The organism is Clostridium sp. TJA038 (assembly GCF_058310255.1).
This window is the reverse complement of sequence record NZ_JBZEFA010000001.1, coordinates 1,129,125-1,149,835: the sequence shown is the minus strand read 5'-3', so window position 1 is coordinate 1,149,835 and position 20,711 is coordinate 1,129,125. Positions and strand designations below refer to the sequence as shown.

Below are 20,711 nucleotides of genomic sequence, written 5' to 3'. Positions count from 1 at the left end.
GAGTATAATTAAATAGGAAGAAATATTAACTTTGTTGATAACTTTATTTATTATGTATAATTAATAAAATGAAAGAAGGTAATAATTATGAATTATTGGCAAATATCAGCAGAGATAGGAAATACAAATTTAATAGATATATTCTTTGATTTAGGAGTAGCAATTGTTGGTCCTGGAAATATAGGTGATTACTTTGATAATAAGGAAGAATATGAACTTTTAGAAAAGGATGGAGCTGTTATAAAAAGATTTGCAGAGGAAGTTAAGGTTGGAGATGTGCTTATCTTAAAACAAATAAATTCAAGAGATGGAAGTTTTACTATTGTAGCAGCTGGAAAAGTAACAAGCCCTTATAGATTTGAACCTATATTTAATAAAGTAGGATTAGATGAATTACCTATGCAACATTGTAGAAGAGTAAAATGGTATATTCCTACTGATGGATTAGTAATTGACAAGGAAGGCTTAAGTATAGGACTACAAAAGCTTAAAGATGATAGTCCACTAAAGATAAAAGCTCAAGAGTTTATGAGTGAATTAAAAGAAGAAAATTAGTTATAGGTAATTTTAATTTATTTAAAAATTATTTTTAAAAGGAATTTCTAGAAAGGTTTCTAGAAATTCCTTTTTTATTTTTAATTTATAATTTTAAATTAAAAATAAAGTATATAATTAAAAATCAAGATATATAAAGAAAGTCCTATAAGATAAAATTATCTTATAGGACTTAATTTTTAAATGTTTAATATAATTTTAAAAGTTCGCTTGTATTAATAGTAATACTGCTGCGAAGGCAGCTATTATTCCCATTAGAGGCATAATAAACTTCAACCACTTGTTGTAGGTTATATTTACCATTGCCAGAGTTGCCAAAATCAATCCGGTCGGTGTTATGAAGGATATTAAACCTTGTCCAAATTGATATGAACTAACTATAACATCTCTAGATAATCCAACAGTATCTGCAAGAGGTGCCATAATTGGGATTGCTAAAACTGCAAGACCTGAAGATGATGGTATAAAGAATCCTAAGATTATGAATATAACAAGCATTAAGATTATAAAGATGTTTTTATCCATACCTTGTATTCCGTTTGAGAAAACATAAAGTAATGTATCTGAAATCTTACCATTTTCAAGTATTAAGTTTATAGATCTTGCAACACCTATTACAAGAGCAACACCAACTAAGTCAGCTGCACCTGCTATAAAGGTATTTACAAATTTCTTTTCTCCCATTCCAGATATAACACCTAGGATTATTCCAACTACTAAGAATAGAGCAGTCATTTGTATGAAGCCCCAACCCTTAGATGAAACTCCGTAAACTAGTACTAGGAAAGAACAAGCAAATATTAATAACATAAGCTTAAGTCTCCAAGTAAATTTAGGAGCCTCTGTGTTAGCATCATGAAGGAATTTCTTTTCGATTTCTTCTTTTTGGTCATAAACAAGTGATTTAGTAGGATCGTTTTTAACTTTTTTAGCATATCTAAGGATATAAATTATAACAATAGCTGTAGCTAAAACTAATCCTATAGTTCTAAAGTTAAGACCTTCTTTAAAGCTTATTCCAGCAGCAGTTGATGCTATTACTGATGAGAATGGGTTGACAGTTGAAAACATTGTACCTATTGAGGAACCCATATATATGGTAGCTATACAAACAATGGCATCATAGCCAGAGGCTAGGAATATGGGTAGTAAAATCGGGTACAGGGCAATGGTTTCTTCTGCTAAACCAAATGTAGTACCACCAAGTGCTACTATAATTGATAGTAGTATTATAAGGATATATTCCTTACCCTTAGTTAGCTTTGAAAGGCTAGCTATACCAGCGTTAAATGCACCAGTTGCATTTAAAACACCTATTACTCCACCAATTATTAAAACGAACATTATGATATCTATTGTATCGTAGGTTCCTTGTATTGGAGCCTCAATTATTTCAGCAATACCTTGAGGATTTTGTGTAACCCTTTCGTAAGTATTTGGTATAGCAATAGGCTTATTTATACTTCCATCAGTAAATTTATCTAAGTCTATTTTTACACCAAGCTTGTCTAAGGTATCCTGACTTACAGCTTCTTTAGTACTTTCTCCTTGGGGATTAGTAACAATAAAAGTATGTTCTTCTTCATTGTAGGACAATTTAGAATATGACCCTGCAGGAATTAAGTAAGTTAAAACAGCTGAAAATATCAAAACAATAAATAGCACAGTAAAGGCCGTCGGAAATGAAAACTTTTTCTTCTTAGTCTTCTTACTCATTTTTTTACCTCCTCTTTAAAAATTTTTATTATTTATTTTACAAATAAAAATCAGTAAATAAACTTTATTGATTAAATACTTGTATTGTCTTAATTATACTCTTTTGTAATTTTGGGGTAAAGAGTAAATATTATTAAAGTAATGAATTATTAATGAAATAAATATAATTATTATTTAGTACAAAATGAATTTATTTAAGCTTGACTTAATATAAAATTTAATATATAAATTTATTAATTATCATATTTTTACATAATTAAAATAAATTTAATATATTGTTTTAAAGTGTAAAAATGCCTATAATAGAGAGTAAATAAAGGGAAAGATTGCTTTGGTTTTTAATATTTTACATAACTTAAAGGGGAGTTATACTATTATGACAGATTTAAATTTTAAACAAATATTAGAATTATGTCCTATGGAGTATATTTACGGAACAGTAAAAGAGGAGGATTTTTTTGTTGTTAATTCTAGTATAAAGGAATTCAACAATAGGTTTTTAAATGAGTTTTTAAATATTAATATGGACTTTAAATATTTATTTAAGAATAAGAATTACTTTTTAGAAGATATGGTCTGTGGAAAAATAAGTGTAAAATTAATTGAGGATAATTTAGTTGTTTTTTGGTTTAGTAAAGGTTTACTAAAGGAAGAAACAACTAAAGAAAATTCACTAGATAAAATAAAGGCTTTAGTTATAAGTCTTTTAAATATTTTAAAAGAATATGTAGATAAAAAGAATTTAAAATTACATATAAAAAAGTCTTTAATTAAGGAGTGTGCAAATAATAAGTGTCTTTTTAATAAGGAAAATCTATATTTAGAAAATAAAGGCATAATAAGTAGTAGTTTTCCTTGTGATAATCATAATTGTTATAGAAGTGAAAAAAGTAATAGAATGTTTTTTGAGGTTTTGAATTATTTAGAAGATGTTGTAATTATAAAAGAAGGAGAAAAAACTATTTATGTAAATAATGCTTTTGAAAAATTATATGGAATTAATTGTAAAGAGTTATATAAAGAAAAAAGTATGATAGTAAAATTAGATATGATACATCCAGAGGATAGACATAAGTTTAATAATATTGATTTTAGCAATTTTTTTATGGAAAGTGCAAGAATAATAAGAAGCGATAATGAAATTAGAAATGTTTTATTTAGAGCAAATTCAGTAAAGGATGAAACTGGCAAATCAGTTAGGAGAATTATAGTTATTAATGATATTACAGATAGTATAGAACAAAGTCATGAAATGGATAAGTTAAGAATGGAGTTTTTTGCAAATATATCTCATGAATTTAAAACTCCAGTTAATTTAATTTATAGTGCCCTTCAGCTTTTAGAGTTGAAATTTAAAAAAAGCATAGATTCGGATTCAGAAGGATATATAAATTACATTAAGATGGCTCAACAAAATATATTTAGATTATTAAAGCTTATAAACAATTTAATAGATAGTACTAAATTAGAAGCAGGATTTTTTAATATTAATATTAAAAATCATGATATAGTAAGTTGTGTTGAGGATATAACTTTATGGATATGTGAATTTGCTAAAAATAATAAGATAAATATAACCTTTGATACTGAAGAAGAAGAAAAAATAATTGCTTTTGATTTAAGTCATTTAGAGAGAGTTTTATTAAATGTATTATCTAACTCAATAAAGTTTAATAAAGAAAATGGAAATATAGATGTTAATATGAGTTTTACTGATAAAGAAGTTATAATAAGCATTAAAGATACGGGAATAGGTATTCCTAAGGATAAAATGAATATCTTATTTAATAGGTTTAAAAAAATTAGCAATAGGCTTACAAAAATTAATGAAGGTAGTGGTGTAGGTCTTTATATAGCTAATGAGCTAGTTAAAATAAATGGTGGAGAAATGGAGATTAAAAGTGAATTAGGAGAAGGCACTGAGGTTTTAGTTAAACTTCCAGTTAAAAGGATTGAAAATGAAGGCGAATTTAGTCAATATATAAATTTTTCTGAAAAAGAAAATAGAGAAGAGTTTTATAAAATAGAATTATCAGATATATATAATATTTAAAAGTTAAGGTTTACATCTATTTGGTGTAAACCTTAACTTTTAAATATAAACTTTTATTATATTTTTTTGATAAATATTTAATAAATAAAATAAATTGTAAATAATGGCATGAAAACCTTTTCTGAAATAACTTTGTGTTGTAAAATGATTTTGCTAATAAAAGTATTTTAATATTAGATTAGACAAAAAAATACATAGGGGGATTTTTTCATGCAAATTTTATTTGGAACATTATTGTTACTATTGGTTTTAGGAGGATTTACTTTATTTAGTTACAAAGCACCTCATGGAATGAAAGCAATGGGTGGACTAGCAAATGCTGCTTGTGCCAGCTTTCTAGTTGAAGCCTTTCATCTGGCTTTCTTTGGAGACGTTTTACAAATACCTTTTTTAGCAGAAGTTGGAGCTGCTAACGGTAGCTTAGGCGGAGTTGCTGCTGCAATTTTAGTACCATTAGCTCTTGGCGTATCTCCAGTATATGCAGTTTTAACTGGACTTGCTTGTTCAGGGTTTGGAATATTACCAGGATTTATAGCGGGATATCTTGGATCATTTGTTATTAAGTTTTTAGAAAGAAAAATACCTGCAGGACTTGATTTAATAGTTATTATCATTGTAGGAGCACCACTTGTAAGAGGTATAGCTACAATATCAAACCCACTTGTAGAAACAACTCTACAAAATATAGGAAGCGTTATAACAGCTACATCAACAGCTAGCCCAATAATCATGGGAATTATTCTAGGTGGAATAATCACTGTAGTTGCTACAGCACCATTAAGTTCAATGGCTTTAACAGCTATGTTAGGATTAACTGGTCTTCCAATGGCAATTGGAGCTTTAGCAGTATTTGGTTCATCTTTCATGAACTTCGTATTCTTTGGAAAAATGAAATTTGGTAGTAAAAAAGATACCATTGCCGTTGCCATAGAACCACTTACGCAGGCGGATATTATTTCTGCAAACCCTATACCGGTCTATGTAACTAACTTTATAGGTGGAGCATTATCAGGTATAGTTGTTGCTTTAATGGGTCTTGTTAACAATACTCCAGGAACTGCAACACCAATAGCTGGTTTCGCAGTAATGTTTGCTTATAACCCAGCACTTAAAGTATTACTTGCAGCTGCAATAATCATAGTGCTAAACGTTATTGCTGGTATGATAGGATATCTATTATTTAGAAATTACAAGATAATGACAGCAGATCAAGTTAGAAACAACAAAGTACAAGAAGTTGATGCAGACAAAGAAAAAGATGATTATGTTGTCGTCTAGTTTATGATTAAAAAAAGGAAGGTGTACTTATGAATAATCTTTGTGTTTTTGATATACTAGGCCCTATAATGATTGGGCCTTCTTCCTCACACACAGCAGGAGCAGCAAGACTTGGAAAAGTAGCAAGAGCTGTAGCAGGAGAAAAAATAGCAAGTGTTAAATTCTTACTTCATGGTTCTTTTGCAAAGACTTATAAAGGTCATGGAACTGATAAGGCTTTACTTGCTGGAATATTAGGAATGAATCCAGATGATGAAAGACTTAAAAGATCTTTAGAAATTGCTAAAGAACAAGGTTTAGATTATGAATTTGTAGAATGTGATTTAGGAGATTACCATCCAAATACAGTTAAATTCATAATTGAATGTGAATCTGGTAAACACTGCGAGGTTTTAGGTTCTTCAATAGGTGGAGGAAGTATAGAAATCGTAGAAGTTAATGGAAAAGAAGCTAGCTTTAGTGGAGCTTATCCAACTCTTATTACATGTCATGATGATAAATTTGGAACTGTAAGTAAGGTTACAGAGCTTCTTTCTGAAAAAGAAATAAACATAGCATTTATGAATGTTTCAAGAACTCAAAAGGGAATGGATGCTACAATGACTTTAGAGATAGATAATGAAATTGATGAAAGTCTAATAAAGCATATAGAAGAAATTGACGGAATAAAGAAAGTTATATTTATAAATCTAGAGGAGGATGGTGAGTAACCGATGAAAGTTGCAAAAACTGGAGAAGAACTTTTAGAAATATGTAAAGAAGAAGGTATTAAACTTAGTGAATATGCCTTAGTATCTGAAATGGAAAATAAAAACTTAACTAGAGAGCAAGTTTATGCAAAACTTAGAAAAACTTTAGAAGTTATGAAAGAATCTTCTTCAAAGGGAAGAAAAGAAGAAGTTTATTCTTTAAGTGGTTTAATAGGTGGAGACGCTTATAAATTACAAAAATATTTAGAATCAGGAAAGTCCTTTACAGGAGATGGAGCTATTTTAGCTATGGCTATGGCTATTTCTTCATCGGAAGTAAATGCATCAATGGGTAAAATAATTGCATGTCCAACTGCTGGTTCTTGTGGAATAGTTCCTGCTGTAATGTTTACTGCTAAGGAAAGATTAAACTTAGATGATGAAAAATTACTAGATGGACTTTTAGCAGCATCAGCTATAGGACTTATAATAGGAAGAAATGCTACTTTTGCAGGGGCTGAAGGTGGATGTCAAGCAGAGTGTGGTTCAGCAGCAGCAATGGCAGCTGGAGCTCTTGTAGAACTTATGGGAGGAACACCTGAAATGTCTTTAAATGCAGCAGCTATAGTAATTAAGAATATTTTAGGATTAGTTTGTGACCCTGTAGCTGGACTTGTAGAAATTCCTTGTGCAAAGAGAAATGCATCAGGGGCTGTAAGTGCTATTTGTGCAGCTGACCTTGTAATGGCTGGAATAAAATCAAAGATACCATTTGATGATACAGTAATTGCTATGGCTCAAGTAGGAAAAGCACTTCCTGAATCTTTAAGAGAAACAGCTCTAGGAGGAGTTGCTATTACTAAGACTGGACTTATGTTAAAAGAAAAAGTTTTTGGTAAGTAATTTAAATAAAAGTGTACAAGTATTTACTTGTACACTTTTTTACATTTCTCTTACAACATCCTTATCCCAAATAAAAAGTTGTTCTGAGTTTCTTAAAGATTTAAATAAATTCTTCTTAAAGCCAGGTATTTTTTTATCTAAATCTCTAATAATTCTTTTAATTTCTTCTCGTTTAGTATTTCCATCAGCAGGACAAGGATTTTTTATTACAGGAAAATCATATTCCCTAGAAGCCTTTTTAATTTGGCTTTCATCTATAAATACCATAGGACGAATAAGAGTTAAATCATTTTTATCCATAAAACTTTTAGGAGAAAAACAATTTATTCTTCCTTCATAACTTATAGATAACATAAGCGTTTCTATAGCATCATCTTTGTGATGACCTAAGGCTACTTTATTACATCCTAATTTTTTAGCATTGTCATTTAAAGCTCCTCTTCTTAGATTTGCACATAAAGAGCAAGGATTTTTCTCTTTTTTTACATTAAAGACTATTTCTTGAATATCTGTTTGTATTTCATAAAAGGGAACATTAATTTCCTTGCAAAGTTTATGTAAAGGGGAATTATCAACGCCACCTGGATTTAAAGTTATAGCTATTAATTCAAATTTTTCTGGAGAAAATTTTTGATAGTTTTTTAATATATGTAAAAGAGTTAAGCTATCCTTACCACCAGATAAACCTACAGCTATTTTATCGCCCTCTTCAATAAGTTTATATTCATTTATGGCTTGTCTAGCTTTACTTAGTAGTTTTTGCATAGTATTCATTAAATCACCTCTTAATATTTATTTAATTATCTTATAATAAAAGAGAAGATTTTTAAAGAGGAATATTTTATGTAAAAATTAATTTATTATTAATGTAGATATAGAATTTTTTTATTGTTGACTCTATATATTCATAGAAATAAAATAGAATAAGTAATAAGGCTAAAATTAAAAACTTTGAGAGGACTTTAGAATGAGAAATATAAAAATTATATTAGATTATGATGGTAGTAAGTATAAGGGATGGCAAAAGCAAAATCAAAAGGGAAATAGTGTTAGCACCATTCAAGATAAATTAGAAAAGTTAATAAGTAAGATGCTTGAGGAGGATATTCAATTAATAGGTTGTGGAAGAACGGATTCAGGAGTTCATGCAAAAAATTATGTAGCAAATTTTAAAACAAATTCAAATAAAGATTTAGATTTTATGATTACATATATAAATGAATATTTACCTGAGGATATAAGAGTAAAAGATATAAGAGAAGCTAGTCTTAGATTTCATTCAAGATTTAATGTTAAATCAAAAACATATGAATATGTTATAGACAATAATAAATTTCATGATGTATTTTTAAGAAAATATTCTTGGCATATAAGCAAAGAATTAGATTTAAAAAGTATGGAAGAAGGAGCTAAGTATTTATTAGGAACACATGATTTTAAAAGTTTTACAAGTTTAAAATCAAAAAATAAATCAACTTTAAGAACAATAAACAATATAAGTTTTCAAGAAAATAATAATATATTGAGAATTAGAATAAATGGAAATGGATTTTTATTAAATATGGTTAGAATAATAGTTGGAACTTTAGTTTCTGTTGGTCTTAAAGAGATTTCACCTAAAGAGGTGTCTTTAATATTAGAGGCTAAAAAAAGAGAAAAGGCTAAAGAAAAAGCTCCTTCTAAGGGGTTATACCTTGTAGAATTAGAGTATTAAAATAAAGACTTATAAAAAATATAAATAATATATTTTTTATAAGTCTTTTTACATATTATAAAAGCTTAAAAATAAGGGTAAAAAAAAGTTTATAAATATATTATAATAAATACTAAAGATTAAAGGTTTATAAGTTTTAATATAAGTTAGGAGAGAATTTATGAAAAAATGTGATTGCAAGGGCTATAAAAATTGTATTAGCAATAAGGAACTTACTATATTTAAGGATTTAACAGAAGAAGAATTTGACAAGTTAGCTGCTGGAATGACATGTTTTCATTTTAATAAGGGAGAGTATATCTGTTATGAAGGGGAAAAGCTTTCAAAATTATTTTTAATAAGTAAAGGAAGTGTAAAAATATCTAAGCTTACTAAAGGAGGAAAAGAACAGATAATACATATATTTTCCTTAGGAGATTATTTTGGGGAAACAAGTCTTTTTAACAAGGAAGAGGAGATTTCATTTAATGCTATTGCTTTAAATGAAGTTATAGTCTGTGCTATAGATAAAGAGAAGGTTCAAGGGATTTTAGAAGAAAATCCAAGAATTGCAATGATAGTTTTAAAATCATTGACTAATCGTTTAAGAGATACAGAGGAATTTGCTCATAAATTAGTAACTAATGATGTTAAGGTAAGAATAGCTTATATGCTAAAAGAATTTAAAAAGAAGTATGGAAAAGTAGAGAGTGGAGATATATTTATAGATTTGCCTATAAATAGAGAGGATATGGCTAACTATTGTGGAATAACCAGAGAAACAATGAGTAGAAAACTTTCAATTTTTGAACAGGAAGGATTAATTGAAATAAGAGGTAATAAATCCTTGATAATAAAGGATATAGATAAGCTAAATAAAATAATTTCGTAGGAAAACAATTCCTACGAAATTATTTTTTTATTTATTTTTTAAAACCCCTTGAAACTCAAAGGAAGGAACATAAGATTTTGAATTAGTTCCATTTTCTTGAATAAAAGCATTTTCTACTCCTAAGGAAAGTGCATAATCTATAAGAGAGTCGTAATGCTTAGGGTTTAAAGGTTTATCTATTTCTTTGTAGTTACAGGATTTATGCATAGGAGTATATTGATTCATAATGCTTATATATACATTGTTTTTAAATTTAGAGTATATTGTATCTATAATCTTTTTTGAATCGAATAAAAGTCCTGGAAGCATCAAATGCCTAATTATAAGACCCTTTAAAAGTTTTCCTTCTTCTGAAAACTTAGGAGGACCTACTTGTTTAAACATTTCTTCTAAAATTATAAGAAGATTGTCTTTATAATTTTTAACCTTTGAATATTTAAGGGCATATTCATCTTTAAAATATTTAAAGTCAGGAAGATAAACATCTATGTAGCCATCTAGTAATTTTATTGTTTCTAAGGTATCATAGCCATTTGTATTATAAAGAATAGGAATATTTAAGCCCTTTCTTTTTGCTATTTTTAATGCTTCTAATATTTGAACTGCATAATGAGTTGGGGTAACTAGATTTATGTTTTCAGCACCTTTTTCTTGAAGTTCTAAAAATATTTCAGCTAGTCGTTCAATTGAAATTTCAATTCCCTTAAATTCTTGACTTATTTCATGATTTTGGCAAAAAACACATTTTAAATTACAGTGAGAAAAAAATACAGTACCAGAACCTTTTTTAAAAGTAATAGGTGGTTCTTCCCATTTATGAAGTTCTGCCCTAGCTACCTTAATTTTTTCATTAGCCATGCAAACTCCAAGAGATTTAAATCTATTAACTTTGCACCTTCTAGTACAAAGAGTACACTCTTCTAATAGCTCTTTATTTTCCATTAAAACACCTCTAATCTATATTCAATATTAATTATATATTTTAAAATATTAAGTAACAAGAAGTTTAAAGAGAACTAGAATTTTTATAAATTTAGTAATAAGTATTTTATTTAAATTTAATAGTTGTTTAATATGAATATGTAATAAAATGTTATATAATACAATTATTTAGATATAATAAAATAAATAAAATGATAAAATAAATTTAAAGAGATAAATTGTTAGTATTTTAAAATAGACTTATAAATGGAGGGATAAGGATGAGCTATAAATCTAAAAAGCCAAGTACAAGAGAGTCTATAGATTATGAAAGTTTAAGAGATAGATATGATTATGATATTGACGATTTAGATGACTTAGATATTGATGATATGGATGATTTAGAGGATATTTATATTTCCGATGATTGTGATGAATATAGTTATGGAAGTTCTTCTTCAGATTGCAATGATAGTTCAAGTAGTGGATATTATGGGGGAAAACCTTCTAAATTTAAGATTTTATTAAGGAATATAGAGAGGATTGTTTCAGTATTTTTAGGAAGTTTTGCTATAGTATTTTCTTTATGCCAATTAGCTATATGCTTAGGAATATTCTTTATATTAATATATCTTGTGTATAAAATTTTTACTATATTTTAAAACTTTATTTTATTTTAAGAATATAAAAGGTTAAAGTTTTAAATTATAATAAAGTAAAATTTAAAGTTTATTGTAAAAGTTTAAATTCTTAGATTTTTATCTTATTTTATAAAATGATTAATAAATATAAATTTTGTAAATAATATACTTAAAATGAATTTGATTGGAGTTTAGAAAGTGAAAGGATTTTTAATAGCAAATATTTTAGTTTCTACTTTGTTTTTTAGTGAAGGTATAATTTACAAAGATAATTTATTAAAAGAGGATACGTTAAACAGCAAATTTAATTTAAATAAGAGTTTAAATAAATATGATGATTTTTATATAAAAGATAAGGAAAAAAATTTAGTAAAAGAGTATGCACTAGATTATATGAAAAAGATTTATTTTATGGACTTAGGAGCTAATATAGACGGATTTAAGGACATTGGAAAGGATAGATATTATCAAGTAACTTTATACTCTAAAAGCGTAAAGGGAGAGGAGTTAACAGGGATAGTAGATAGAATTATTATAAACAAAAGAGGAGAGGTTTTAAAAGGAGAAAATGGAGAAGCTTTAAGTGGAATTTATGACCTTATAACTAACTTAAATATGAGTAATGAGGAAGTTTTAGAAATAGAAAAGTTTGCAAGATTGTATGAAGCTGAGTTAAATATTAAAGATTTAGAAGCTTATGTATTAGGAGATAAGGTTTTAAAAAACAAAACTTATTATGAGGTTTATATACTTTCTAAAAGTTTAGAAAATAAAGGTATTTTTGAGCCTTTAGAAAAACTTTATATAAATAAGCTTGGAGAAGTTATTAAAAATATTGATGTTTAAAATGGGGAGATTTAAGATGTGTGGGGCTAAGAGTATAAAATTTATAATAGATATAGCTTTAGATAAAAAAGATGTTTTAAGGGTAAAACTTAATATTAAAAATGCTTATTTAGGTATCCTTCAGTTTTATAAAGGAAAGATAAGAATAGTTAAATTTAATTGTAATGAAGAGTTTTATTCAGATTCAAATTTTATATATATAAATAATAAAAATAAAGAACTTAATTTAGAGTATGAAGTTTCCATAGGATATTTAGGAAAGCATGGAAAAATAGGAGTAATAAAAGAAGATTTGATAAGTTTTTTAGGAGAGCAAGTATTTTTACTTCCAGTTGAAATTCTTACAATTAAAGATAAGGAAAAATCACCTTTTACTTTAGAGGTAGATTTTATGTCTTTTATAAGGTTTTTAAATAATAAGAATTTTAAGGAAGATAATTATAAAAATATTATACCTTTTAAAGAAACTGATTTTAAATTAAAACTTTTAAAGGGTACTTGGAGTGATTTTTATGAAATAATGAAATCTTCCTATACCTTTGGATTTTTTTCTGAATATATTTTAGAAAATGAAGAAGGAAATCTTAAATTATACTATGACATTAAAAATAATTTAGTGAAAAGTATGGAAGAAAAAGAAATAGTTTTAAAAAATATAAATAATATTTATAAATATTATTGTGAGTTATTTAATATAAATTGTTTTAATAAAAAAAATATTAATATAGTTTTACTTAGAGAGAATGAAGAAAATAATTCATATATTTTAGGAGGAAGTGGGAAAAATATTATAAGTGCTACCTTTAATCCTTATAAAAAAAGGGACTGGCAGTTGTTATCTCATAGATTATTTCATAGCTTTATGGATAGTATTTTAAAAGAAAGAGCCTATCATCTTCCTCCTAATCTTTGGTTAACAGAAGGCTTAGCTACATATTATGAAAATTTATCTTTAGAATCTTTAGAAAAAGGACTTAAGGAAAATTTAAATATAAGTTTTAATAGAGAAATGGCTAACTTATATACTAGATACTTATATATGACATTAAAAGAACCACTTAGGTTTAGTATTATTCCAATGGAGGAAGGAAGTATAAGAAGTCATGGTAAAATAGAGTTTTTACATTATACAAAGGCTCCTTTACTAGTTTATTTCTTAGAAAGAATAAGTAATTTAAGTGAAAAAGATAAAATAATAAAGCTTTTAATTAAAAATAAGCATAATAATTTTTCTATGGAAGAGTTTTTTTATAGCTTATTAAAAAATAAATGCGATTTTTTCGCAAATAATTATTTATTTAGAAATAACATAATTCCTTTATGGCATTTAAAAGAATATTTAATAGAAAAAGATGTTATATCTATTTTAGAAGAATATGAATATATTTTATGGACATGGTTTAAAGTAGAGGATAATAATTATATTAAAGATAATCTTAAGGGTTATAATGAAAATCATAATAAAATTTTAAGTTATAATAAGTACCTTTTTAATCCTAAAATCATAGAAGTTTTAGAGGAATATTCTAAAAGTTTAAGTTATTTAATAAAAGCATGGTTTATTAGATGTGATTTATGTTCTGTTTCGTATAATGATGAATATGTTAGATATAAAATTTTATTTAAAGAAGAAAATCTTAAAATATGGAATGATTTTATTAATTAGGCTTTGTAAAAATATAATATAAATATTTAAAGTAAATTAAAAGAATGAAAGCTTTAAATAGTCAATATTTATATTTACAACTTTATATAATCTGCTATAATATAATTTGTTATTTAAAATTATATATTTTATTGCTATGATGAAGAAGAGTATATAAATAATTATTTTAAAGCGATTTAGGGAGGGTGTAAGCCTAAAAGATAATTTTATAGAAAGAAGCTTCGGAGCTTAGGCTGAAAATCTTAATCTTTAAGGAGTAGGTCTAGGGATAATTCCCTTAAATATTTTAAGTGAGTTAGTTTTATATCTAACTAATTTAGGTGGTAACGCGGAAGTTAAGTCTTTCGTCCTAATTTTTAGGACGAGAGATTTTTTTATTACATAAATTTAGAAAGGAAAGTGAAAAAATGAGTTATGAAAATTTAGCTAATTTAATATTTCCAGAGGTAGATAAAACACCGGAATATTATTTTGAAAAGTATCCAAAGAGAGAATTAAAAGAAGGTGCTAAGGTATTAAGATATGCACCAAGTCCAACAGGATTTCAACATATAGGAGGAGTTTTTGCTTCATTAATAAATGAAAGATTAGCTCATCAAAGTGGTGGAATATTCTATTTAAGAATAGAGGATACTGACCAAAAGAGAGAAGTTGAAGGTGCTATAGATGATACTATAAAAACTATGCATAGTTTTGGTATGGACTTTGATGAAGGAATAACAGGAGAAAATTCAGAAAAAGGAGCTTATGCGCCTTATAAGCAAAGTGAAAGAGCAGAGATATACAGAGCCTTTGTTAAAGACCTTTTAAGAAAAGGATTAGCTTATCCTTGTTTTATGACTTCTGAAGAGTTAGAAGCTTTAAGAGAAAAGCAAATTGCTGAAAAATTAACACCAGGTTGTTATGGTGAGTTTGCTAAGTATAGAGATTTATCTCCTGAAGAAGCTATAAAGAAAATAGAAAATGGTGAAAGTTATGTTATAAGAATGAAATCACCAGGAAATCCTGAAAAAAGAGTTGTTGCTCAAGATATGATAAAGGGAGAGGTTTCATTTCCTGAAAACCTTCAAGATGTAGTAATAATAAAGGGAGATGGACTTCCAACTTATCATTTTGCTCATGTAGTAGATGATACTTTAATGAGAACTACTCATGTTATAAGAGGAGAAGAATGGTTATCATCTCTTCCAATACATCTTCAACTTTTTGATGTTATAGGAGTTGAAGCACCTAAGTATGCTCATATTCCAACAATAATGAAAATGGATGGAAGCTCAAAAAGAAAATTATCAAAAAGAAAAGATGCAGAAAGTGCAGTAAGTTACTATAGAGAAAAAGGATATCCATCTAAATCAGTTATTGAATATCTTTTAAATATTATAAATTCAGCCTTTGAAGAGTGGAGAGCTGAAAATCCAGATAAGGATTATCATGAATATAAAGTTGAATTAGACAAAATGAGTAAAAGTGGAGCCTTATTTGACTTAATTAAATTAAATGATGTAAGTAAAGATGTAATCTGTAAAATGAAGCCAGAGGAAGTATATGATTTATATACAAAGTGGGCAAAAGATTATGATGAAGAAATGTATAATTTAGTTACAGCAAAAGAAGAAATGATGAAGGAAGTATTTAATATAGATAAGGAAGGTCCAAAGCCAAGAAAAGATTTTGCTAAGTGGGATGAAGTTAGAGAGAAGGTATTTTATTTCTTTGATGAATTATTTGATAAAGAAACAGCAGAAAATGTGGAACTTCCAAAAACTTTAGAATTAGAAGAAGCTAAGAGAATAATAGAAGCTTATGAAAAAGCATATAATTTTAATACAGATAAAGATACTTGGTTCTCTGATTTAAAAGAGGTTGCTGTAAGTTTAGGATATGCTACTGATAGAAAGAAATATAAGAAGAATCCAGAGGAATATAAAGGAATGGTATCAGATGTTGCAGGAGCTGTAAGAGCTGCTTTAACACATAGAGCGAATACTCCAGACCTATATACAATAATGCAAATTATGGGTGAGGAAGCTGTAAGAGAAAGGTTTAAAAATTTTATCACACTAAAGTAAAAGTTAAAAAATAGTGAATAAAAACTTGCTATTTTAAAATTTTAATGATATAATTTAAACATAAGATACAAAGCTTTAAAAGATGAATAAAATTTTCCTTAAACTTAAAGAATAAAGAAAATTTTTATTAATCCATTTAAATCTTTAAATTTAAGGAGGATGTCAAAATGGCAGATAGAACATTAAAATGTAAAGACTGTGGAGCAGATTTCATATTCACTGAGGGAGAACAAGCTTTCTACAAAGAAAAAGGATTTGAAAATGATCCAGTAAGATGCTTAGATTGCAGAAGAGCAAGAAAAGCTCAAAGAAATAATAGATAATAATTTGTTTATTATAGGTTGTAAGATTATTCTTACAACCTTTTTTAATTTCATGGTAAAATTTTTATTGTAATTATATTTTATAATTATTTTGGAGGATTTTTAATATGAAAATATATACTATAGGACATTCTAATTATGAAGTAAAGAGACTTGTAGAAATGCTAAGAAAATATAATATTAACTGTGTAGTTGATATAAGGGGAATTCCTTATTCTAAATATAATGTGCAGTATAATAAAGAAACTATTAAGAATACTTTAAATAAATTAGGTTTTACTTATGTTTATATGGCTAAAGAATTTGCAGCTAAAAGAGAAAGCAAGGTTTCATATAATTCTCTAGGATATGCTGATTTTAACAAGGTTATAAAGGAAGATTCTTTTAAAAAAGGAGTAGAAAGGCTTAAAGATGGAATAGATAAAGGGTATAAAATAGCTCTTTTAGGGGCTATGCAAGAGCCTATTAGGTGCCATAGAAGTATATTAGTAGGGCGAGAATTGGATAAAATTGGCTTTAATGTAAAGCATATACTCCATGATTATTCTTTATGCAATCAAAAAGATATTGAAAATATGCTATTAGAAAAGTATTTTAAAGATAGAGGACAAATTACTATAGATTCTATTATGGGGAAAGAAAAAAGTGAAGATGAAATGATAAAAGAAGGATATGAATTAGCTAATAAGGAAATTGGATATAGAATGGAAAAACTTTAGCTAATGTTATTTTTAATTTATTTTATAAATTTTTTAAATTGAAATATATTGTATTTATAGAGCTTAGCATAAAGAAAAAGCTAGAAATTAATCCTACTATATTTACAAATAAAAGCTTTGATTTAAGGGCTACATAAATCATAGTTATAGAGGCTATAAAGGTGATTAAAGAGAATATTGCACCAAATTTTTTTTCAGTTAAAAAAAGCTTAATTTTATTCATAACAAATCTCCTCAAATTTTAAGCTATTTTAATTAAGTATAAGTTTAGTTTTATGATCATATAACAAAGAATAGTCTGTGAACCTTTTAAAAAAAATACACTTTAGTATAGCATATTAAAAGAAAAAGACACAGACTATTATACTATTTTTTGGACATTTCTTGAAATATCTCTAAGAAAAAATCCTCTAATTCTTGAACTTTCTTTTCAAGTTTACTAACTCTTTCTTCTAAAGATACTTTAGTTTCCTCCTTAGGAGAATTGTTATTTTCTTCTTTTAAATTTAAAAATTCTTTTTTTAGTTCTTTAAAATATAAATCACTATTATAAATAAAGGTGTCGCTATTATTATAGCTTTTCCTTAAATTTTTAATTTTTCCTTTTAAGTTTTTGGGTAATTTTATAGAATTAATTTTTTTAGGATTAAACTGTGAATAATTGTTTTTTTCTTTAGGAATTTTACTTTGATTTATTTTATCTAAAGAAGGTTGATTATTTAAATTATTATCTAAGGCTACTTCTTTTAAGATGGAGTTATTATTTTTTTTATCATTTATAAGATTTTCTTTTTTAGAGTTTTTTTTCTTAAATTTATTTTTGAAAAAATAAATAAACTTAAGAAATATATTTTTATTTCTTTTTTTTCTTAATCTTTCACTTCTTGAAATTCTAGGAATTTTAATGTTTTCATAAGATTTTATAGTATTTTCTTCTTTAAGAGAAGTATTAATTTCAATATCTTTTATCTCTGGTAATAAAGATTTAGGATCTTCTTCTTTTATATTTAATTTTTCATTTATTGAATCTATAATAGATTGTACATCTTCTCTCTTTTTATAATTTTTATTTATAGAACTATCTGTATTATATAAATTTAAAGGTTCCATATTTATTAAGGTTGGAATATCTTTATCTTTTTTAAAATATCCTTCAGTATTATCAAAGAAAAAACCTTCTTTTTTCATAAAAATAACTATATCTGTTTGGGATAGATTTAGATTTTTTGAAAGTTCATTTAGGTTAATGCCATCTAAAACTAAGGAATTATTTATAAATTTAACTTTATCTGAATTTGTCATGTTTTTAAAATTTAAAGCTATTTTATTCATAATTCATCACCTTTAATAAAAAATATTAATTAGAATATTAAGTTCTTTCTTTATTAAAAAAAGTATATAAAATATTATAAGATAAAAAAAAATAATTTGAAATATATTACAATTTAAAAAGATAAAAATTTCAAAGAAATTAACATAATATATATAGTTTTAATATATTATGATTTAAAATGTTAATTTAGTAAGAAAGATTGTTGCTAAAAAATAGATACAAATGTAAAATAATATTATAAATAAATTAAAGTTAAAAAGGAGATTAAAGATGAACATAGATGAATTAACAAAAAGAATAAATGAACTACATAAAAAACATAAAGAAGAAGGATTATCAGAAGAAGAACACAAAGAAAGAGAAGAACTTAGAAGAGAATATATAAATAGATTTAAATGTAATTTAAGAGAACAATTAAAGGGAATTGAGCCGAAAAATAAGAAAAATTAAGGGTGATTTTTGTGGGTGTTACAATAGAGAAATTAATAAAGGATTTTAAATTAGAGGTAGTGCAAGTTGGAGAAGAAAATGTTCCTATAAATGTTTGTGATGTAAACAGACCAGGACTTCAATTAGCAGGATTTTATAACTATTTTGCTCCTGAGAGAATTCAAGTTATAGGGAAAGCTGAATGGAGCTTTTTAGAAGATATGTCTCCAGACCTTAGAAAAAAAAGATTGAATAAATTTTTTTCCTTTGATATTTCTTGTCTTATTATAACTAGAGAATTAGAAATACATGAAGAACTGTTAAAGGCAGCAAGGAAAAGAAACTTATGGATTCTTAGAAGTAACATGGTAACTACTAAATTTATAAGTAAAATTACAATGTATTTATCAGATAAAATGGCGCCTGAAACAAGACTTCATGGGGTTCTTGTTGATGTATATGGTATAGGTATGTTAATTACAGGGGAAAGTGGAATTGGTAAAAGTGAAACAGCCCTTGAACTTATAAAAAGAGGTCATAGACTAGTAACTGATGATGCTGTAGATATAAAAGAAATTGATGGGGATTTAATAGGTAGGTCTCCAGAGATAACTTTTGGAATGCTTGAAGTTAGAGGTATGGGTATAATAGATGTATCAGCTTTATATGGACTAAGTTCAATTTTAACTTCTAAAAAAATAAAAATAATCATTCATTTTGAACATTGGAAAGATGATGGAGATTATGATAGATTAGGAGTAAACGATGAATATCAAGACATTTTAGGTGTTAAGGTTAAAAAGTTAAGGGTTCCTATAAGACCAGGTAGAAATATAGCTGTAATTATAGAAGCAGCTGCTGCAAATTATAGATATCAAAGAATGTCAGATGTTTCTCCTGTTGATATTATAGAAAAAAGAATGCTAGATAGCATGGAAAATGAGAGTAAAATTTAATAAAAAAACAAAGAATATAACCATATCAAAAATAAAGGTGATGATATGGTTATATTTAATATTGAGGAAAATTTTAAAATACTTAAGGAGTGGAAAAGGGGAGAGTGTAATGTATGGATACTAATGGAGGAAGATGAAGTTAGCTTTTTAGAAAAAAATTTCTCTTATGAATGTATAAAGGAATGTATTGATTATAAACAAGAGCAGAGAATAGATTCTTTTAAGGACTATAATTTTATTTTAATAAATATAATAGAACAAATAGAAAGGCAAATAATCTCTAAAGAATTAGATATATTTTTAGGAAAAGACTTTATTATTACTCTTTATAAAAGTAAAATTTCTCTTTTATATGAATTAATAGAGGATATAAAAGAAGAAAAAAATTGTCAACTATTTAAGGAAAATAAAAAAGCATCTATAATTCTTTACTATATCTTAGATAGGATAATAATAAATAACTATAATATAATATCAAATTTAGAAATTGAAGGGGATAAAATTGAATTAGAAATTCTTAAAAGTACTGAAAATAAGCAGTTAAATTCCTTATTATTTATAAGACGAGAGGTTTTTAAGCTTAGAAAGATTATAAAACCTTTAAGGTATATAGGTGATACTCTTATAATAGATGAAAATAAAGTTATAGGAGAGAATAATAAGGCATATTTTAAAAATATAAATAGTAAAATAGAAAAGCTAATACTTTCTTTAGATAATTTATCTCAAGAGTTAGCTATTGTAAGAGAAGCTTATGAATCTGAGTTAGCTAATAAGACCAATGACCTTATGAAAGTTTTCACCATAATAACAGCTATATTTTTACCCTTAGAATTAATAACAGCTATATTTTCTATGAGTTTTGACTTTATACCATTTAAAAGCTCACCATATGGATTCTACACCTTAATTGGTATGCTTTTTTTTACAGCCTTATTTTTAATCTTAATTTTTAAATTAAGAAAGTTTCTATAGTTTGACAAAATATTACCAAAAATATAGAATTAAGTTATAAAATAAAATAATTAG

Annotated in this window: 21 protein-coding genes and 1 other annotated feature; of the genes, 16 read left to right on the top strand and 5 right to left on the bottom strand. The window is 26.2% G+C overall.

Annotated features, from left to right (window positions below):
• The first annotated feature begins 87 nt into the window (after window positions 1-87).
• Entirely contained in the window at window positions 88-555 is a 468-nt protein-coding gene (locus tag AC4FQV_RS05405; protein WP_491138280.1) for a DUF8426 domain-containing protein, read from the top strand.
• Window positions 556-753: 198 nt separating this feature from the next.
• Here AC4FQV_RS05405 and AC4FQV_RS05400 read toward each other — a convergent pair whose 3' ends face one another.
• Window positions 754-2,271, bottom strand: coding sequence for a YfcC family protein (locus AC4FQV_RS05400; protein WP_491138282.1), 1,518 nt, complete (start codon window positions 2,269-2,271; stop codon window positions 754-756).
• Window positions 2,272-2,647: 376 nt separating this feature from the next.
• On the opposite strand from AC4FQV_RS05400, the gene AC4FQV_RS05395 reads away from it, so the two are divergent.
• The 4 genes from AC4FQV_RS05395 to sdaAA all read left to right on the top strand — a co-directional run bounded on the left by AC4FQV_RS05395 (window position 2,648) and on the right by sdaAA (window position 7,194).
• Complete coding sequence (locus AC4FQV_RS05395) at window positions 2,648-4,324, top strand: PAS domain-containing sensor histidine kinase (RefSeq protein WP_491164851.1); 1,677 nt, start codon at window positions 2,648-2,650, stop codon at window positions 4,322-4,324.
• Between the two features lie 210 nt (window positions 4,325-4,534).
• Window positions 4,535-5,602 (top strand): PTS sugar transporter subunit IIC, encoded by a 1,068-nt coding sequence (locus AC4FQV_RS05390; protein ID WP_491138285.1) that lies wholly within the window; start codon window positions 4,535-4,537, stop codon window positions 5,600-5,602.
• A gap of 29 nt (window positions 5,603-5,631) precedes the next feature.
• The gene (sdaAB, locus tag AC4FQV_RS05385) at window positions 5,632-6,312 is read left to right on the top strand and encodes an L-serine ammonia-lyase, iron-sulfur-dependent subunit beta (protein WP_491138286.1); all 681 of its coding nucleotides are present in this window, start codon (window positions 5,632-5,634) and stop codon (window positions 6,310-6,312) included.
• A gap of 3 nt (window positions 6,313-6,315) precedes the next feature.
• On the top strand, window positions 6,316-7,194 hold the full coding sequence (gene sdaAA / locus AC4FQV_RS05380) for an L-serine ammonia-lyase, iron-sulfur-dependent, subunit alpha (RefSeq protein WP_491138288.1): 879 nt from the start codon (window positions 6,316-6,318) through the stop codon (window positions 7,192-7,194).
• 39 nt (window positions 7,195-7,233) lie between these two features.
• Here the strand turns inward: sdaAA and AC4FQV_RS05375 are convergent, their stop codons facing one another.
• The gene (locus tag AC4FQV_RS05375) at window positions 7,234-7,959 is read right to left on the bottom strand and encodes a tRNA 2-thiocytidine biosynthesis TtcA family protein (protein ID WP_491164992.1); all 726 of its coding nucleotides are present in this window, start codon (window positions 7,957-7,959) and stop codon (window positions 7,234-7,236) included.
• 202 nt (window positions 7,960-8,161) lie between these two features.
• Here AC4FQV_RS05375 and truA point away from each other — a divergent pair, with 202 nt between their 5' ends.
• Together truA and AC4FQV_RS05365 are read left to right on the top strand one after the other, a co-directional pair.
• A complete protein-coding gene (gene truA, locus AC4FQV_RS05370) occupies window positions 8,162-8,908 on the top strand; it encodes a tRNA pseudouridine(38-40) synthase TruA (RefSeq protein WP_491164849.1) in 747 nt (248 codons plus the stop codon).
• 160 nt (window positions 8,909-9,068) lie between these two features.
• Window positions 9,069-9,779, top strand: coding sequence for a Crp/Fnr family transcriptional regulator (locus AC4FQV_RS05365; protein ID WP_491164847.1), 711 nt, complete (start codon window positions 9,069-9,071; stop codon window positions 9,777-9,779).
• Window positions 9,780-9,806: 27 nt separating this feature from the next.
• On the opposite strand, the gene AC4FQV_RS05360 is transcribed toward AC4FQV_RS05365, so the two are convergent.
• Window positions 9,807-10,721 (bottom strand): radical SAM protein, encoded by a 915-nt coding sequence (locus AC4FQV_RS05360; protein ID WP_491164845.1) that lies wholly within the window; start codon window positions 10,719-10,721, stop codon window positions 9,807-9,809.
• Window positions 10,722-10,981: 260 nt separating this feature from the next.
• Between AC4FQV_RS05360 and AC4FQV_RS05355 the strand changes: the two genes are divergently transcribed.
• From AC4FQV_RS05355 to AC4FQV_RS05330, 6 genes are all read left to right on the top strand, one after another.
• Window positions 10,982-11,362 (top strand): hypothetical protein, encoded by a 381-nt coding sequence (locus AC4FQV_RS05355; RefSeq protein ID WP_491138292.1) that lies wholly within the window; start codon window positions 10,982-10,984, stop codon window positions 11,360-11,362.
• 177 nt (window positions 11,363-11,539) lie between these two features.
• On the top strand, window positions 11,540-12,187 hold the full coding sequence (locus AC4FQV_RS05350; protein WP_491164842.1) for a hypothetical protein: 648 nt from the start codon (window positions 11,540-11,542) through the stop codon (window positions 12,185-12,187).
• A gap of 16 nt (window positions 12,188-12,203) precedes the next feature.
• Complete coding sequence (locus AC4FQV_RS05345; protein WP_491164840.1) at window positions 12,204-13,853, top strand: hypothetical protein; 1,650 nt, start codon at window positions 12,204-12,206, stop codon at window positions 13,851-13,853.
• A 127-nt stretch (window positions 13,854-13,980) separates the two neighbouring features.
• Window positions 13,981-14,208, top strand: a binding site (T-box leader).
• A gap of 52 nt (window positions 14,209-14,260) precedes the next feature.
• Complete coding sequence (gene gltX / locus AC4FQV_RS05340; protein WP_491138298.1) at window positions 14,261-15,922, top strand: glutamate--tRNA ligase; 1,662 nt, start codon at window positions 14,261-14,263, stop codon at window positions 15,920-15,922.
• 167 nt (window positions 15,923-16,089) lie between these two features.
• Complete coding sequence (locus AC4FQV_RS05335; RefSeq protein ID WP_003481131.1) at window positions 16,090-16,245, top strand: zinc-ribbon domain-containing protein; 156 nt, start codon at window positions 16,090-16,092, stop codon at window positions 16,243-16,245.
• Window positions 16,246-16,352: 107 nt separating this feature from the next.
• The gene (locus tag AC4FQV_RS05330; RefSeq protein WP_491164837.1) at window positions 16,353-16,964 is read left to right on the top strand and encodes a DUF488 domain-containing protein; all 612 of its coding nucleotides are present in this window, start codon (window positions 16,353-16,355) and stop codon (window positions 16,962-16,964) included.
• A 22-nt stretch (window positions 16,965-16,986) separates the two neighbouring features.
• On the opposite strand, the gene AC4FQV_RS05325 is transcribed toward AC4FQV_RS05330, so the two are convergent.
• The gene (locus AC4FQV_RS05325) at window positions 16,987-17,187 is read right to left on the bottom strand and encodes a hypothetical protein (protein WP_491138301.1); all 201 of its coding nucleotides are present in this window, start codon (window positions 17,185-17,187) and stop codon (window positions 16,987-16,989) included.
• A 143-nt stretch (window positions 17,188-17,330) separates the two neighbouring features.
• Entirely contained in the window at window positions 17,331-18,296 is a 966-nt protein-coding gene (locus tag AC4FQV_RS05320) for a hypothetical protein (RefSeq protein WP_491138302.1), read from the bottom strand.
• A 271-nt stretch (window positions 18,297-18,567) separates the two neighbouring features.
• Here AC4FQV_RS05320 and AC4FQV_RS05315 point away from each other — a divergent pair, with 271 nt between their 5' ends.
• The 3 genes from AC4FQV_RS05315 to AC4FQV_RS05305 are packed head-to-tail and all read left to right on the top strand — an operon-like array spanning window position 18,568 to window position 20,657.
• Complete coding sequence (locus tag AC4FQV_RS05315; RefSeq protein ID WP_491164835.1) at window positions 18,568-18,747, top strand: DUF896 domain-containing protein; 180 nt, start codon at window positions 18,568-18,570, stop codon at window positions 18,745-18,747.
• A gap of 11 nt (window positions 18,748-18,758) precedes the next feature.
• Window positions 18,759-19,682, top strand: a complete 924-nt coding sequence (gene hprK / locus AC4FQV_RS05310; protein WP_491138304.1) for an HPr(Ser) kinase/phosphatase — start codon at window positions 18,759-18,761, stop codon at window positions 19,680-19,682.
• 45 nt (window positions 19,683-19,727) lie between these two features.
• Window positions 19,728-20,657, top strand: a complete 930-nt coding sequence (locus AC4FQV_RS05305; RefSeq protein ID WP_491164832.1) for a magnesium transporter CorA family protein — start codon at window positions 19,728-19,730, stop codon at window positions 20,655-20,657.
• Window positions 20,658-20,711: the final 54 nt, after the last annotated feature.